We start from the raw sequence: 13,546 nt of genomic DNA on the forward strand, positions 1-13,546 counted from the left end.
TAGCAATGACCTCCTTTTGTTAAATTGCCTGCGGACACAGGCAATTTATTATACAAAAGGAGTTTTTTTATCTTCCTTACCGGTGAAACCTTTACCGAACCCCCAGCCTAGCTGGGGGTTTTCACAACATACAAAAACCCCGGGGTTCAAACGGCCCCGGGGTTTTTATGCGGTAAAAATCACTTTCCCTGCTTCGGCAGCAACCGGTGAATGGAAGAAAGCAGTTCATCCGTGTCAAACGGTTTAAATAAGATGCCGTCCGCCCCCAACCGCTGGGCTTCGGCCACAATGGTATCCTGCCGCAAACCTGTAACCATTAACACTTTCACGGCAGGCAAATGTTTTTTCAGTTTAGCCAAAATATCCAAACCGTTTTCCGTAGGAAAGAAAATATCCAGCAGAACAAGCCCCACCCCGCTGCCGTTTATCTTTGAAAACAGCTCGGCAGAGCCGCCCGCCTCAAATACCACTTCAAAACCGGAAGATTCCAATACATTGCGTATCGCGGAGCGTAATATAACGGAATCATCCACCAACGCTATTTTAAACATACAAATACAACCCTCTACTTTAAATACGGGCCTACTATCTTGGCCCCAAAATCCAACAACGCCTGGGTGTCTTTCTTAACAGCCGTTTCCGCATATACGCGCAACAAAGGCTCCGTACCGGAAGGGCGGATTAACACCCATTCGTCATTATCCAAAATGATTTTCAAACCGTCCGCCGTGTACAGCTCGGCAATTTTATGGCCGTTTACTTTTTTGGGCAATTTTTTGCGCATTTTTTCCACCACGGCCGCTTTATCCATGGGTTTGGTAATAGGGAAATCCTTGCGCAAATAGACGGAAGAACCATATTCTTTGGCCACTTCCTCGCACAATTGGCTGGCTTTTTTGCCCGTTACCGCCATAATTTCCAAAAACGTAAGCGCCACCAAAAGGCCGTCCCGGTCCGGCACGCTGCCTTTCCACGCATAGCCGCCGGATTCTTCCACCCCAAAGGCGACATCATCCAAAAACATGCGCTCCGCCACATTTTTAAAACCAATGCCCACTTCTTCAAACAACATATCATACTTGCGGGCAATACGTTTTAATAAATACCCCATAGAGAAAGTCTCCACCACTTTCCCTTTCAATTTTTTATTCTTTATCAAATAATCCAAAAGCACCGCCGCCAATACACAGGGGGTAAGGTAGGTGCCCTTTTCGTCCACTAAAGCAACGCGGTCTCCGTCCCCGTCAAAAGCCACGCCCAATATGGCCTTTTTGGCTAAGACTTCTTTCTTTAAATCGGCCAGTTTTTTTTCCACGGGTTCGGGTTGGATACCGTTAAAAGTGGGGTCATGCTGGGCCCGCATGGAAATCACCCTCGTTTCAGGCAATAATTTTTCCATATATCCGGAAGCCGCGCCGTACATATAATCCATCACAATCTTGCCTTTCATGGCTTTGATTTTTTTCATATTTACGCGGGAAGAAATATATTTGAGGTATACGTCCGTTAAATCTTTGCGTTCCGCTTTTTGCCCATATAAAGACAAAATGGTGTTTTGGTCCAGCAATTGTTCCACCTCTTTGGTAACGCGCACCGGGGCGGAACCTCCGGCCAGCTTAATCTTTATGCCGTTGTAGTTGGCCGGGTTGTGGCTGGCCGTAACCATTACCGCCAGCCAAAATTTAGAAAGCGTCAGGCAGCTGGCTACCGGGGTGCTGACGGGCCGCTCAGACAAAATAACGTCTATTTTATTGGAACGAAAGATGGAGGCGATAGTCTCGGCAAACATATCAGACATAAAACGCCGGTCATACCCTACAAAAATTTTAGAGGTTTTGCCTTCTTCTTCCGCGGGGGCGTTTTCGTTAATATAATCGGCAAGCGCCTGCGCCATGCGGCGCACATTGGCAAAAGTAAAATCCCAGGCGATGATTCCTCTCCAGCCGTCCGTACCAAACTTGATGTCAGTTGCCATAAAATCTCCTTAAAAGGTATAGTCATTTCCGCACACAACAGTAAAAAAATGGAGGTGGGGGGATTCGCACCCCCGTCCGAACATCTTCCCCGCCAAGGCGCTACAAGTTTAGCTCTGCTTGTTGAACCACACTCTAAGCGCAGAGCGGCAAGAATATGGTTTGTTCCGTTTGTCTTACGCACGGGAAGACGAAACGCGCCGCCCGTGCGGCATTTCACATGATGACCGTGGCCTCTTAGCGTGTGAAAAGCGCCAAGAGCACGGTGGGACTAAGCGTTAGCCCAAGCAACATTGCTGTTGTTAGTTATTTTTTTGGCCCTATTTTAGCCGGCCTGGCCAACCGGCACTTGCTCCCAGGCGATAACAGATACCCGTCGAATCTATTACACCCCCGTAAAACGGAAATTTTCAGAGAACCCTTACCTGCAAAAAACGGTATTATATTGTATCATTTTCTTATAACAATTTTTCGTTGGAAAGGCAACCACAGCATGATGTATACCACCACCAAACCCACCCTGTATTTAATTGACGGCTTAAACATGGTAAGAAGTTTCTTATACGAGTTTTCCCGCACGGAAGAGGAAGTGACCGCCGATTTTATTGATTTTCTGGAAGATATGTCCAGCCTGGAGCAATACGCCATGCACGAGTATAACATCATTTTTGACGGTTCTTTCCGTCCCGTAGGCCCCCTGTACCGCGCCGGCGTGCATATTGAATTTTCTGAACAAAACACCGCAGACCAAATTATTTACGAAAAAGCCTGTTTCTTACACGCGAGCGGCAAACGCGTTATTGCCGTTACGGACGACCGGGAACTGCAAAACGCCCTTAAAAAAGAAGGGATAAAAACCTTGTTTTGCCAAAAATTTTACCGTTCTTTTAAGCGTTTTGATAAATAATCCATAAAAAAATGCACAAGACCTTCTTTTTTTGTTAAAATAATAGACAGTTAAGGGCTGGTGGCGGAATGGCAGACGCGACAGACTTAAAATCTGTTGGCCGCAAGGCCGTGGGGGTTCAAGTCCCCCCCTGCCCACTCTTTTTATTACTCTTCCCTTGAGGTGAGCCATGTTGGAAGACATTAACAGAACGTTTGCCAAATGTTTTGGTTGGGTTTTTACCGTACTGCCAATGGGGCTCAAATTCTTTGCCGTATTGGCGTTAGTAGCTTGTATTTTTGCTTTGATTAATCTGCGCGCGTTGGGTTTCTTATGCGCGCTGCTGGCTGTTTTTTGCGCGTTTTTCTTTCGGGATCCCAAGCGAAAAGCTTCTTTTACGGAAGATGAAATTGCCTCCCCGGCGGACGGCACCGTTTTAAGCATTCAAACGGAAGAGGACCCGAACTCCGTAGTCATTCGCATTTTCCTTTCTATTTTTGACGTGCACGTGCAATATTCCACCATTAACGGCAAAGTGGGTGATATCTTTTACAACAAAGGCACTTTCCTTTTTGCCAATAACCCGGAAGCCGTTAAAAACGAACGCAATTTAATTCAAATTTTCCGCCCCAACAGCGATAAATTCGCCCATGTGGAACAAATTACCGGCGCCATTGCCCGCCGCATTGAGTGCTGGGTAAAACCCGGGCAGGATATTAAAATAGGGGAACACTTGGGGTTAGTGCGCTTTGGCTCCCAAGTGGCGGTATACTTACCTAAAAACTCCGTGCGGGTTATGGTAAAAGAAGGGCAAAAAGTACAAGGCGGGTTAACCGTGCTTGCCCTGTGGAAATAAGCGCGAGGTTTAAACTATGGCAGAAGATATGCAGCCTGAACAAAAACAAGAAAATAATGTGGTAGACCGCCTAAAACACACGGGGGCAATCACGGCCCCTTCTTTATTTACCTTAGGTAATTTGGCATGCGGATTTTTTTCTATTTTAGCGGCCGCGAAAGGCAATTTTGCGCAAGCGGGTTGGCTTATTTTGGTAGCCGCCGTTTTTGATATGTTTGACGGACGCATCGCCCGGTTATTAGGGACGGAAAGCAGCTTTGGGGTGGAAATGGATTCTTTGGCGGACGCCGTGTCTTTCTGCACCGCCCCGGCCATGCTGATGTACTTTTTTGTACTGCATGAGCAACCTTTGTGGGGCGCGCCCATTGCCTGTGTATATGCCTGCTTTGGCGTATTGCGTTTAGCGCGTTTTAACACCATGGCCCACGCGGGAGAAAGCTCCAAAAAGTATTTCTCCGGCTTGCCGGTGCCCGCGCCGGCGGCGTTACTGGCTTCTTTTGCCATTTCTTACAGTATTATGGAAGGCAATATGGGCGGGCATAACCTGCGTTTGGTAACCCACTATTTGCCGCATTTATATAATTTTGTATGGTTTGCCATGTTGATTTTGTCTTTGCTGATGGTATCCAACGTACCTTACGCCGCGTTTAAAGCCAAACGCGAAAAACGCCTCAGCGTATGGACGTTGCTGCTGTTGGTATTTTTAGTGGTATTATTAATCCGCTACCCGCAGGATGTCATTTTAATTGTATTTTCTTCTTACGTTATATTTGGCCTGTTGGCCCTGCTGTACCGGGCCTTCCGCGGGATAAAAACGGAAAAATAAAAGATTTCAAACCAAAACCCGGTGTTGTTATAACACCGGGTTTTTTATTGTAATTTTTTCAAACACCCGCCCTTAAACCGAAAACCGCTGGCTGCTACTGGCAAGAAAGCGGTGATTTTCAGGAATTGTGTGGCAGCCGGGAAATGAATAATAGGAACTGTTATTGTGAAACAAAAAACGCCCCCTGTATAAACAGGGGGCGTTTTATTTTTTAACGTGTTACCAATTTTTGTGTTTCCAAAACATCATGACCAGCCAAACCAAAATTAAACACACTCCCATTAACATCCAAAACGCGTCCGGATGGTCAGACAGCGGCAGCGCCACGTTCATGCCGTAAGCGCTTACCACAAAGGTGGGGACCATCATCCAAATAGTAATCACGTTTAATTTTTTAATCAGCAGGTTCAAATTGTTGTTTACCACCGAGGCCCGCGCGTCCAGCAGCTGCGCCAAAATGTTGGAATATATATCCGCCTGGGTTTTGCACTGCATGTTTTCAATGATGATGTCATCCAGCATCTCCTGGTCTTTTTCATCAAAACCTATGCGGGCGGAGAGGTTGCGGGTTTTTTCAAACACAAAACCGTTGGAGGTTATCGCTTCGGCGTAATAAACCAAGCTTTTTACCAAACTAAACAAATTAAGCAGATAGGTGTTATCCATGGCTTCGGTCATTTTATCTTCAATCTCTTCCGAAATCATATGGATAATGCGCAAATGTTCCACATAGTGCGAAATGGAATTGTACACCAGTTTTAAAAATACTTCCTTAATGCTTCCTACGCTTTGGAAACGCTTGCCCACAAACAGCGGGATATCTTCCGCCAGCACCACCACCAGTTTGTCCTCAAACAAAAACATACCGACAGACGCCACCTTAAATTCCAGCTGGTCTTTGCCGGAATAATTTTTAGGGCGCTTATAAATCATGACGATATGTTCGGGTTCAAATTCCAGGCGGGGTTGTTCGTCCGGGTCCAAGGCGCTGGCGAGGGTATGCTCGTCTATTTGGAACTTTTCCACCAAAAAACGCTGCTCGTCCAGCGTTGGGTTGGTATACACCCAAACCTGCGGGGCGGCCTCGTCCACTTCCACCAATTTGCGGGCAACAAGGTTGTATTTTTTAAGCATGGGGAATTCTCCCGGATAAACAACTACCTATATGATAACACCTATTTTGCAAACTTGTAAAGCCAAAAAACAAAAATGCGTTATTTGGCTTTCAGCTCATCCGGCAAATACTGGGCCGTTATCTGCACCACCTGTTTGCGAAGCAGCCACAGCGCCAAGATATTGGGCACGCACATAATGGCAATGGCGGTATCCGCCAGTTCCCACACCAGTTTGGGGCTTAAAAACCCGCCCAGCGCCATGACGCACAGCCATAAAACGCGCACCGGATATTCCACCCGGCCCTTGATACAAAACTGGACGGCTTTTTCCGTATAATAGCTCCACCCCACCAACGTACTGAAGGCAAATAAGGTTAAAGAAACCAACAGCAGCTCTTTGCCAAAGGGAATAGACCCAAACGATACGGAAGCCAAATCCGCCCCGAAGTGGGTTCCTTCCTGCCAGTTCCCGGCTACTATCACCGCTAATCCGGAAAGCAGACAAATGACCAAGGTGTCCCAAAAAACAGTAGAAGCGGACACCAACCCCTGGCGCACCGGGTTAGGCGTTTGAGCCGCGGCGGCGGCTATGGCGCCGCTTCCGCTGCCGGCCTCGTTAGACAATACCCCGCGGGACACCCCGTAACGAATAGCCTCCCGCACGGTAATCCCCACCGCGCCGCCCAGCAGGGCGCTGCCGCTGAAAGCGCTGGTAAAAATGGTATAAAACGCCCAGGGTATCTTTTGCCAGTGCACAGCCAGCACCGCCACACATAAAACAATGTACACAATCGCCATAAAAGGCACCAGCCCCTTGCAAACAGCGGCTATTTTTTTCACCCCGCCCAAAATAATAGCCCCCGTTAACACAATTAATACAGAGGCAGAAGTAAAAGCCCCCACCCCGTATACGGAACCGTAAATATCCACCAAAGAATTGGTTTGTATTAACGCGTCGGCAAAACCCATTAAAGCAGTGGCCAAAGCAAAAACGGCGGCGGTCTTTTTCATATTCAGCGCGTTTTTAAGCACATACATGGGCCCGCCTACATACTCCCCGGAAGGAGCTTTCTGCCTGTATTGAACGGCTAAAACGGCCTCGGCATATTTGGTAGCCATGCCTAAAAAAGCGGAAAGCATCATCCAAAACAAAGCGCCCGGCCCGCCGGTGGAAACAGCCGCCGCCACGCCTACAATATTGCCGGTGCCCACCATGGCCGCCAACGCGATAACGAGCGAACCAAAATTGCTGATTACCCCGGCGGAACGGTCTTTTATGGTACACAAGCGGATAGCATGGAACAAATGGCGCTGAATGAGTTTTAATTTCCAAGTATAATACACACTGATACCCACAATCAGTATCAGCATGGGCGCGCCCCACAAGAACGCGTTAAACGCGGTTACAGTCTGTAACAGCCCGGTTGTAAAGGTTTGTTCCATATGCTCCTTCTTTTTTGTTATAGTAATAGTGTTGCGGCAAAGCAGCAACTTTAAAATTTTACTATATATGACACTACTATTTCCTAAAAAAAAGAAAGCAGCCTTAAAAGAGATTTCCTCTCCCGCGGCCTATGTGAAACATATCCGCTGTGACATAAAACTGCCCGAAACGGCCGTTTTGTGCCCGATATCCTCCCTCACAAAATACGTGGAAAACCATTCCCAATACAAAAAATACAATTGCGAGGCGGACATCTACGTCCTGCAAAAACCCAACCTGTGCTATGTAACCAATTTCGGTTCCGGCGCGCCGGGCATGGCTATGGCGTTGGAAGTTTTAATTGCATTGGGGGTAAAAAAATTCGTATTTATCGGTTTAGCGGGCTCTTTGCAGGAAGAACTGGAACCGGGAGATATGATGCTTTGCCAACAGGCTTTGTGTGATGACGGCACCTCCCCCTGCTATACAGCCAAAGAAATCACCCAGTCCAACAAAACCCTGCTTAACGCCTTAGCCAAACAGCTAAGCGCACTGGGGCATAATTACCACTTGGGGTTAAATTGGACGACGGACGCCATCTTTCGCGAAACGCCGCAGGAAGTACGCCACTACCAACAAAAAAACGTGCTTAGCGTGGAAATGGAAATTGCCGCCTTTTACGCCATATGCGCCAAACGCAAAGCCCAAGGGGCCGCCGCGGTGGTAATCAGCGACGTGCTGGCCCGCTTAAAATGGGAACCCCACTTTGGGGAAAAAGCGATTTTCCGCAATTTGGAACAACTGTTTATAGCGGCAGGAAAAGCTTTAAAATAACCCAATAAACAATAAAACCCCGGGCGTTTTGCCTGGGGTTTTTTATTTTTAAAAAGAGAAAAGATTAATAATGCGTTTTCTCAGGGTCTTCCGGCAGCGGGTTAATGGCGCTGAGGCGGCTCCAAAACTCATCCACAGACTGCAGACGCTCTTTCGGGTCTTCTTTTAAAGAGTCTTCTATCAAAGCGTCCACCGCCGGAGGAATGCCCGGAGCCAAGCGGGAAGCAGGAAAAATCTTTTTATTGGCAATATCAAACCCTTTTACCGTCCACGGCACTTGGCCGACCAACGCCTCATACAAACACAAAGCCAAAGAATACACGTCAGACTGTTTACGCATAAAACCTTTTTGCTGTTCCGGCGCCATATAGGCGGGCGTGCCGGCCACCGTGCGGGCGCCGGTATCATTATCCACCATTTTTTTGGCTACGCCAAAATCCATCACCTTGGCGTTGTCGTCTTCCAAAATCATGATGTTGCCGGGTTTTAAATCACAATGGATAATGTCTTGCGAGTGCGCATACTGCAGCCCCCGGCAAACGGACTCAAAAATCTTTTTAGCCTTGGAAAAAGCAATCCGCCCGTCAATATCTAAGCGGGTTTCCAATGTTTGCCCGTCCACATACTCAAACACCAAATACAGGCTGCTTTCAGATTCTATCACTGTATAAATTTCCACAATGCACGGGTGGCGCAACAGGGCCACCATGCGGGCTTCGGACAAGAACTGCTCCCGGATATACGCACTGCGCACCAGCTCCGGGCGCACGCGTTTAATAGCCACCTTGCGTTTCAGCACTTTATCATAGGCTTCGTATACTTTACCCATACCGCCTTCGCCAATTTGACGCAAGAAATCGTATTGTTCCTTAATATCCGCTTCCCGGCGGGAATAGGCGTTTTTGGGACGGCGGAAAACGTCTTCATAGCGCAAATACACAAACACAAGCATCGCAAAAACAATAACTACAAAATACCAAGTTACCCAAGCGGGGGCCTTTTTATGCACCACGGGAGTTTCTTTGGCGGCCGTAGCTTGAACGAATGTTTTCTCATCTAATTCTTTTTTTATCTTAGCCGCCAATTTAGAGTTGGGATTTAAAGCCAACGCCTTATCAATATCTATCCGGCAGCGTTCATAGCTGCCCCGCTGCAAATAAGCTCCCGCGCGTAAAATATACGCCCGCGGATCCTGTGGGGCAACGGCAATGGCTTCCCCGGCGGAGTAAATAACATCATCGGTTTTTCCTAATCCGTCATAAGCAATGGCTAAAAGTAAATAAAAACGTTTATCTAAATAATTCTTGGAGATAAGATCATTAATGCGGCGGATGACTTCAGAATACTTCCTGTTTTTCAACATCCCGTTTAAAATGGCTACTTCCGCGTCACGGGCGTTGCGGTCAAAAACCGGCGCTTTGGAAGAAAAATTGGTTTGTTCCGAAAAATTCCCGCCCACTACCAACGCGGAAGATTTGCCCTGTTGGGCAAACACGGCCGGCAAGAGCGCAAGCATTAACAACAGACTGATTAGCGATTTACGAAACATATTCATATTTTAGCACAAACTACGGGCACAAAACCAAATTTTTAATGCCCCGTCTTTTCCCTTTGCGCCGGAAATCATATAATAATATAAGATATGAACAACGCTCCGATAGGAATTTTTGACTCCGGCCTGGGCGGCCTGACCATTTTAAAAGCTCTGCAAAAAACCCTCCCGGCGGAAAGACTAATTTATTTTGGCGATACGGCCAACGTACCTTATGGCTCTAAATCACGTGAAACGGTAACCCGTTTTTCGCGGGATATTGCACAGTTTTTGGAGCAAAAAGGCGTTAAACTGATTATTGTGGCCTGCAACACTGCTTCCGCCTTGGCTTTGACGCGCCTGCGCAAAACGTGCCGCGTGCCGGTGTTGGGGGTCATAGAACCCGGGGCGCAAAAAGCCGTACGCTCAAGCCGCGGCGGAAGAATCGCCGTTTTAGGTACGGAAGCCACCGTAAAAAGCGGTGCCTACCGCCAGCAAATTTTAAAACTGGCTCCCCATGCTAAAGTAACCCAGGTGCCCTGTCCGTTATTTGTGCCGCTGGTGGAGGAAGGCTGGTCCAAAAACCCGGTAACCCGCTTAATAGCCGCGCAATATTTAAAACCGCTGGCTAAAACCCAGGCGGACACGGTTATTTTGGGCTGTACGCATTACCCGGTGCTAAAACCGGTTATAGCCAATGTATTGGGCAAGCAAGTACAACTGGTGGATTCCGCCCAAACCTTGGCACAGGAAGTAAAAAACTACTTAATCAGCCACGATGAACAAGCCCAAGGCAGAGGTTCTTTAACCATTTACGCCAGCGACGCGCCGGAACGCTTTAAACACCTGGCTAAACACATTTTGGGAACCCGGCTAAAAACCGTACGCCTTAAAAAATTAAACGCATGAAAATATATTCCGATCCCCGTCTTCTTTCCTTAGGCATTATCCACGGCACGGTTTCGCGCCAGGCCGGCAACATGCGCGAAAAGACAAACCAAGAAAAACTTTTTAACCAATTAAATATCCCCGCGGATAAAATTTTGCGTTTGCACCAGGTGCATGGGGATACCCTAGTAACCATATTAGACAACGCCTCCGCCCAAAAGCAACAAAACCAACCCTCTCTCACCCAGGCGGACGGCTGGATTATCCGCCCCGCGGGCTGGGGCGCCAGCGTATTAACGGCTGACTGCGTGCCCGTTTTTTTATGGGACGAAAAAGCCGGCTTAAATGCCATTGTACATGCCGGCTGGCGCGGGGTAGCCCAGTTGCTGCCCCAGAAAGCGGCCCGGAAAATGAAAGACCTGGGGGCCAAAGGCAAACTATACGCCTATTTAGGCCCGCATATACAAAAATGCTGTTTTGAAGTACAGCAAGACACCGCCTGCCAGTTTGACCCGCAGTGCGTTATCCGCCAAAACGGCAAATTGTTTGTGGATTTAACCAAAGAAATTATCCGTCAGCTTTCCCAAGCCGGGCTGGACCCGAAAGACGTATACGCGCCCGATTGGTGCACCTGCGGCAATAAAGAACAATTTTTTTCCTACCGCCGGGACCATTTGCGCGACGTGCAAATATCCTTTATCTACAAACCGTAAACACTCTTATTTATAAATGCTTAAAACGAGAACGGCCTCCCTTTTTGGGAGGCCGTTTCCTCTTTGCATTAGCTAAAACAAATCCATATTTTCCTGTAAGCTAAATAAATACCGGCGGCATTTAATATGCCGCCGGTTTTAACCTAACAATAGAGCAAACTAAGCGTTTATGATTTTTTGCCCTTCCTCTATAATGCGGGCCAAGTGTTTTTCACCCAAGAAAGACTCCGCATAAAACTTAAGGATATTTTCCGTACCGGAAGGACGCACCAAGAACCAGGAGCTTTGCAAATATACCTTAATCCCGTCCGTATCACGCACGCCGGTTACGCGTTCCCCGGCCACGGTATACAGATTGGAAAAGTCTTCTTTCTTTAAAGCTTTAATTTTTTGCTTGGCAACGTCATCGGTCGGCACGTCTATACGGGTGTAGCAAGGGGTGCCGTACAAGCGGGTAAGCTCCTTATACTGATCCGCGATGTCCCCTTGTTTAGACATAATCTCAAGCAGCAGACACACCGCCAAAATACCGTCTTTTTCCGTCGTCCAACCGCTCAATGACATACCGGCGCTTTCCTCCCCCGCCAGTACATATTTGCGGCGTACCAAACCGCGCACAAAATATTTAAAACCCACGTTTACTTCTTCCAGTTTGGCTTGGTTGGCTAAAGCAATGCGGTCCAACAGCGCCGTGGTGCCTAAGGTGCGGCCGATAGTGTTGCCTTCGCGGCGGTTTTTAAGCAGGTAATCCGCCATGACGCACAAAGCGTGGTTAGGGGATATTAAGCCGCCTTTTTTAGTGGCGCAGCCAAAACGGTCGGCATCCGGGTCGCTGGCGCCGGCAAAATCATATTTGCCGCTTTCCACTAATTTAATTAATGGGGACATGGGATATTGGGAAGACGGATCCATGCGGATTTTTCCGTCATGGTCCAGCGGAATAAAGCTAAAAGAGGGGTCTATGGTTTTGTCTACAATTTCCAAATTATCCAGACCGTAGCGTTCTTTAATGGCCTCATAAAATTTTAAGCTGGCACCACCCAACGGATGTATGGCGGCTTTTAAACCGGCTTTTTTAATGGCTTTGAAATCAATAATTTTTCCCAAGGCGGTTACATAAGGGTTTAATACGTCCGCCCCGCGCACCAGGCCCTGTTGGCGGGCTTCGTCCAGGCTAATTTCTTTAATTTGGGACGGGTCTTTTAAGCATTCATTGGCGTATTTTTCAATGCAGGCGGTCAATTCCGCGTCCGCCGGGCCGCCGTTTGACGGATTATATTTAAGCCCCATATCCTGCGGAGGGTTATGGCTGGCAGTACCGTTTAAAGAGGCGCAGGCGCGGCCGCTTAAAATTTCATAAGAAAAAACCGGGGTAGGAACCGCCATATCCGGTAAAATAACGGGCAGACCGTTCCCGGCCAATACCTGCGCGCACAAAGCAGCCGTGTCTTGGGAAACCACGCGCGTGTCCCCCCCCACTAAAATAGGGCCGGCAATATTGCGCTCTTTGTGCAAACGGGCAACCGCCTGGGCAATGGCCTTGGCGTGCAAGGCGCAAAAGCCGGTTCCCAGCGCTCCGCGGTGGCCCGAAGTGCCAAATTTAACCGGGGCGGGCTCCCCCTTGGGATGTAAGAAAGCCTCTTTTAAAGACGCAATATCTATTTTTTCTTTTGTAAGCGTTCCAGCAAGTTCACTAACCATAAAAAGCCTCCCCTGAAATATTTCAAATATATGGCCCGGTTGCATACCGGGCTCTCTTTTTCTATGATATTATATGTCGTTTATTTTATCAACAGGAGTTTGTGTATGAAAAGAATTTCCGCCGTACTGGCCGTATTGGCTTTTGCTTTTCCGGCCGCCGCAAGCGACATTGGCGATGATTTTAGAAACCATGTAACCGCCTCGTCCAGCCTGTCCGCCTACAATAAAGACATTTCCACCATGATTGGCGTGGCAGACTTTCACACCGGCAAAGGAGCCACTTTCCCGGGGTTTGATATTGGGGTAACCGCCAACGCCATTAAACCTACTAACGATATTTCTGACAATGATTACCTGTATACCGGTTTTATCACCGCGGAAACCAAAATCCCGGTGTTGGATGTAGGCGTCATGGTGCGCGGGACTAATATGAACGGTTTTAAATCCTTGGGCGGCGGTTTAAAATATTCTTTTAAACTGCTGGAAGTATTTGATATTTCCACCCTGGCTTTTTATGACAAAGGCTCTACCGACTGGTACGATGTGGACCACTACTCCGCTTCCGCCACCGCTTCTTTCAGCTTTTTGTTCCTGACCCCGTATGCGGGCATCGGTTACGATTACAGCGATATGGAAACCAAAGATTTGCCTTTCCATCTCTCTTCCTCCGATGATTCCGTACGCTATACCTTAGGGGCCAGCTTAACGCCTTTCCCGTTTGGATACATCTTTGGCGCTTATACCAAAACCGCCAATAACGAAGGCTTCCAAGCCGGTATCGGGCTGAACTTTTAATTATG

At 47.9% G+C, this 13,546-nt stretch carries 13 protein-coding genes, 1 tRNA gene and 1 other RNA gene; 8 read left to right on the forward strand and 7 right to left on the reverse strand.

All coding sequences use genetic code 11. The annotated features are described in order from the left end of the window. Window positions 1-179 precede the first annotated feature (179 nt). The 3 genes from ACQY33_RS02360 to ssrA form a co-directional block, all read right to left on the reverse strand. Window positions 180-551 (reverse strand): response regulator, encoded by a 372-nt coding sequence (locus tag ACQY33_RS02360; RefSeq protein WP_428073554.1) that lies wholly within the window; start codon window positions 549-551, stop codon window positions 180-182. Window positions 552-565: 14 nt separating this feature from the next. Then, window positions 566-1,975 (reverse strand): phosphoglucomutase/phosphomannomutase family protein, encoded by a 1,410-nt coding sequence (locus ACQY33_RS02365; protein ID WP_428073556.1) that lies wholly within the window; start codon window positions 1,973-1,975, stop codon window positions 566-568. Between the two features lie 46 nt (window positions 1,976-2,021). Then, window positions 2,022-2,368, reverse strand: a transfer-messenger RNA (tmRNA) gene (ssrA, locus tag ACQY33_RS02370). A gap of 98 nt (window positions 2,369-2,466) precedes the next feature. Here ssrA and ACQY33_RS02375 point away from each other — a divergent pair. From ACQY33_RS02375 to pssA, 4 genes are all read left to right on the forward strand, one after another. Continuing rightward, window positions 2,467-2,880: an NYN domain-containing protein gene (locus tag ACQY33_RS02375; RefSeq protein WP_428073558.1), complete on the forward strand. Its 414-nt coding sequence runs from the start codon at window positions 2,467-2,469 to the stop codon at window positions 2,878-2,880. A gap of 54 nt (window positions 2,881-2,934) precedes the next feature. Next, window positions 2,935-3,017 (forward strand) — tRNA-Leu (locus ACQY33_RS02380). A gap of 32 nt (window positions 3,018-3,049) precedes the next feature. Then, window positions 3,050-3,715, forward strand: coding sequence for a phosphatidylserine decarboxylase (locus ACQY33_RS02385; protein WP_428073560.1), 666 nt, complete (start codon window positions 3,050-3,052; stop codon window positions 3,713-3,715). 16 nt (window positions 3,716-3,731) lie between these two features. Further along, entirely contained in the window at window positions 3,732-4,541 is an 810-nt protein-coding gene (gene pssA / locus ACQY33_RS02390) for a CDP-diacylglycerol--serine O-phosphatidyltransferase (protein WP_428073562.1), read from the forward strand. 219 nt (window positions 4,542-4,760) lie between these two features. Here pssA and ACQY33_RS02395 read toward each other — a convergent pair whose 3' ends face one another. Together ACQY33_RS02395 and ACQY33_RS02400 are read right to left on the reverse strand one after the other, a co-directional pair. Further along, entirely contained in the window at window positions 4,761-5,675 is a 915-nt protein-coding gene (locus tag ACQY33_RS02395; protein WP_428073564.1) for a magnesium transporter CorA family protein, read from the reverse strand. Window positions 5,676-5,755: 80 nt separating this feature from the next. Further along, a complete protein-coding gene (locus ACQY33_RS02400; protein WP_428073566.1) occupies window positions 5,756-7,099 on the reverse strand; it encodes an alanine/glycine:cation symporter family protein in 1,344 nt (447 codons plus the stop codon). A 67-nt stretch (window positions 7,100-7,166) separates the two neighbouring features. Between ACQY33_RS02400 and ACQY33_RS02405 the strand changes: the two genes are divergently transcribed. Further along, window positions 7,167-7,913 carry a nucleoside phosphorylase gene (locus tag ACQY33_RS02405; RefSeq protein WP_428073567.1) on the forward strand — a complete coding sequence of 249 codons (747 nt, stop codon included), beginning with the start codon at window positions 7,167-7,169 and terminating at the stop codon, window positions 7,911-7,913. A gap of 64 nt (window positions 7,914-7,977) precedes the next feature. Here ACQY33_RS02405 and ACQY33_RS02410 read toward each other — a convergent pair whose 3' ends face one another. Further along, on the reverse strand, window positions 7,978-9,462 hold the full coding sequence (locus ACQY33_RS02410; protein WP_428073569.1) for a protein kinase domain-containing protein: 1,485 nt from the start codon (window positions 9,460-9,462) through the stop codon (window positions 7,978-7,980). 93 nt (window positions 9,463-9,555) lie between these two features. Here ACQY33_RS02410 and murI point away from each other — a divergent pair, with 93 nt between their 5' ends. Together murI and ACQY33_RS02420 are read left to right on the forward strand one after the other, a co-directional pair. Further along, a complete protein-coding gene (gene murI / locus ACQY33_RS02415) occupies window positions 9,556-10,353 on the forward strand; it encodes a glutamate racemase (RefSeq protein ID WP_428073571.1) in 798 nt (265 codons plus the stop codon). Continuing rightward, window positions 10,350-11,045, forward strand: a complete 696-nt coding sequence (locus ACQY33_RS02420) for a polyphenol oxidase family protein (protein ID WP_428073573.1) — start codon at window positions 10,350-10,352, stop codon at window positions 11,043-11,045. Before murI ends, ACQY33_RS02420 begins: the two co-directional genes overlap by 4 nt. Before the next feature lie 159 nt (window positions 11,046-11,204). On the opposite strand, the gene ACQY33_RS02425 is transcribed toward ACQY33_RS02420, so the two are convergent. After that, entirely contained in the window at window positions 11,205-12,746 is a 1,542-nt protein-coding gene (locus tag ACQY33_RS02425; RefSeq protein ID WP_428073575.1) for a phosphoglucomutase, alpha-D-glucose phosphate-specific, read from the reverse strand. Window positions 12,747-12,851: 105 nt separating this feature from the next. Here ACQY33_RS02425 and ACQY33_RS02430 point away from each other — a divergent pair, with 105 nt between their 5' ends. Then, complete coding sequence (locus ACQY33_RS02430; RefSeq protein WP_428073577.1) at window positions 12,852-13,541, forward strand: hypothetical protein; 690 nt, start codon at window positions 12,852-12,854, stop codon at window positions 13,539-13,541. The last annotated feature ends 5 nt before the right edge of the window (window positions 13,542-13,546 follow it).

Source organism: Candidatus Avelusimicrobium aviculae, from assembly GCF_949292495.1.
GTDB classification, from domain to species: Bacteria; Elusimicrobiota; Elusimicrobia; order Elusimicrobiales; family Elusimicrobiaceae; genus Avelusimicrobium; species Avelusimicrobium aviculae.

Excerpts from the sequence above, each read along its gene's own strand:
- ACQY33_RS02360 (WP_428073554.1), bottom strand. The coding sequence starts at position 551 with ATGTTTAAAATAGCGTTGGTGGATGATTCCGTTATATTACGCTCCGCG.
- ACQY33_RS02365 (WP_428073556.1), bottom strand. The coding sequence starts at position 1,975 with ATGGCAACTGACATCAAGTTTGGTACGGACGGCTGGAGAGGAATCATC.
- ACQY33_RS02375 (WP_428073558.1), top strand. The coding sequence starts at position 2,467 with ATGATGTATACCACCACCAAACCCACCCTGTATTTAATTGACGGCTTA.
- ACQY33_RS02385 (WP_428073560.1), top strand. The coding sequence starts at position 3,050 with ATGTTGGAAGACATTAACAGAACGTTTGCCAAATGTTTTGGTTGGGTT.
- pssA (WP_428073562.1), top strand. The coding sequence starts at position 3,732 with ATGGCAGAAGATATGCAGCCTGAACAAAAACAAGAAAATAATGTGGTA.
- ACQY33_RS02395 (WP_428073564.1), bottom strand. The coding sequence starts at position 5,675 with ATGCTTAAAAAATACAACCTTGTTGCCCGCAAATTGGTGGAAGTGGAC.
- ACQY33_RS02400 (WP_428073566.1), bottom strand. The coding sequence starts at position 7,099 with ATGGAACAAACCTTTACAACCGGGCTGTTACAGACTGTAACCGCGTTT.
- ACQY33_RS02405 (WP_428073567.1), top strand. The coding sequence starts at position 7,167 with ATGACACTACTATTTCCTAAAAAAAAGAAAGCAGCCTTAAAAGAGATT.
- ACQY33_RS02410 (WP_428073569.1), bottom strand. The coding sequence starts at position 9,462 with ATGTTTCGTAAATCGCTAATCAGTCTGTTGTTAATGCTTGCGCTCTTG.
- murI (WP_428073571.1), top strand. The coding sequence starts at position 9,556 with ATGAACAACGCTCCGATAGGAATTTTTGACTCCGGCCTGGGCGGCCTG.
- ACQY33_RS02420 (WP_428073573.1), top strand. The coding sequence starts at position 10,350 with ATGAAAATATATTCCGATCCCCGTCTTCTTTCCTTAGGCATTATCCAC.
- ACQY33_RS02425 (WP_428073575.1), bottom strand. The coding sequence starts at position 12,746 with ATGGTTAGTGAACTTGCTGGAACGCTTACAAAAGAAAAAATAGATATT.
- ACQY33_RS02430 (WP_428073577.1), top strand. The coding sequence starts at position 12,852 with ATGAAAAGAATTTCCGCCGTACTGGCCGTATTGGCTTTTGCTTTTCCG.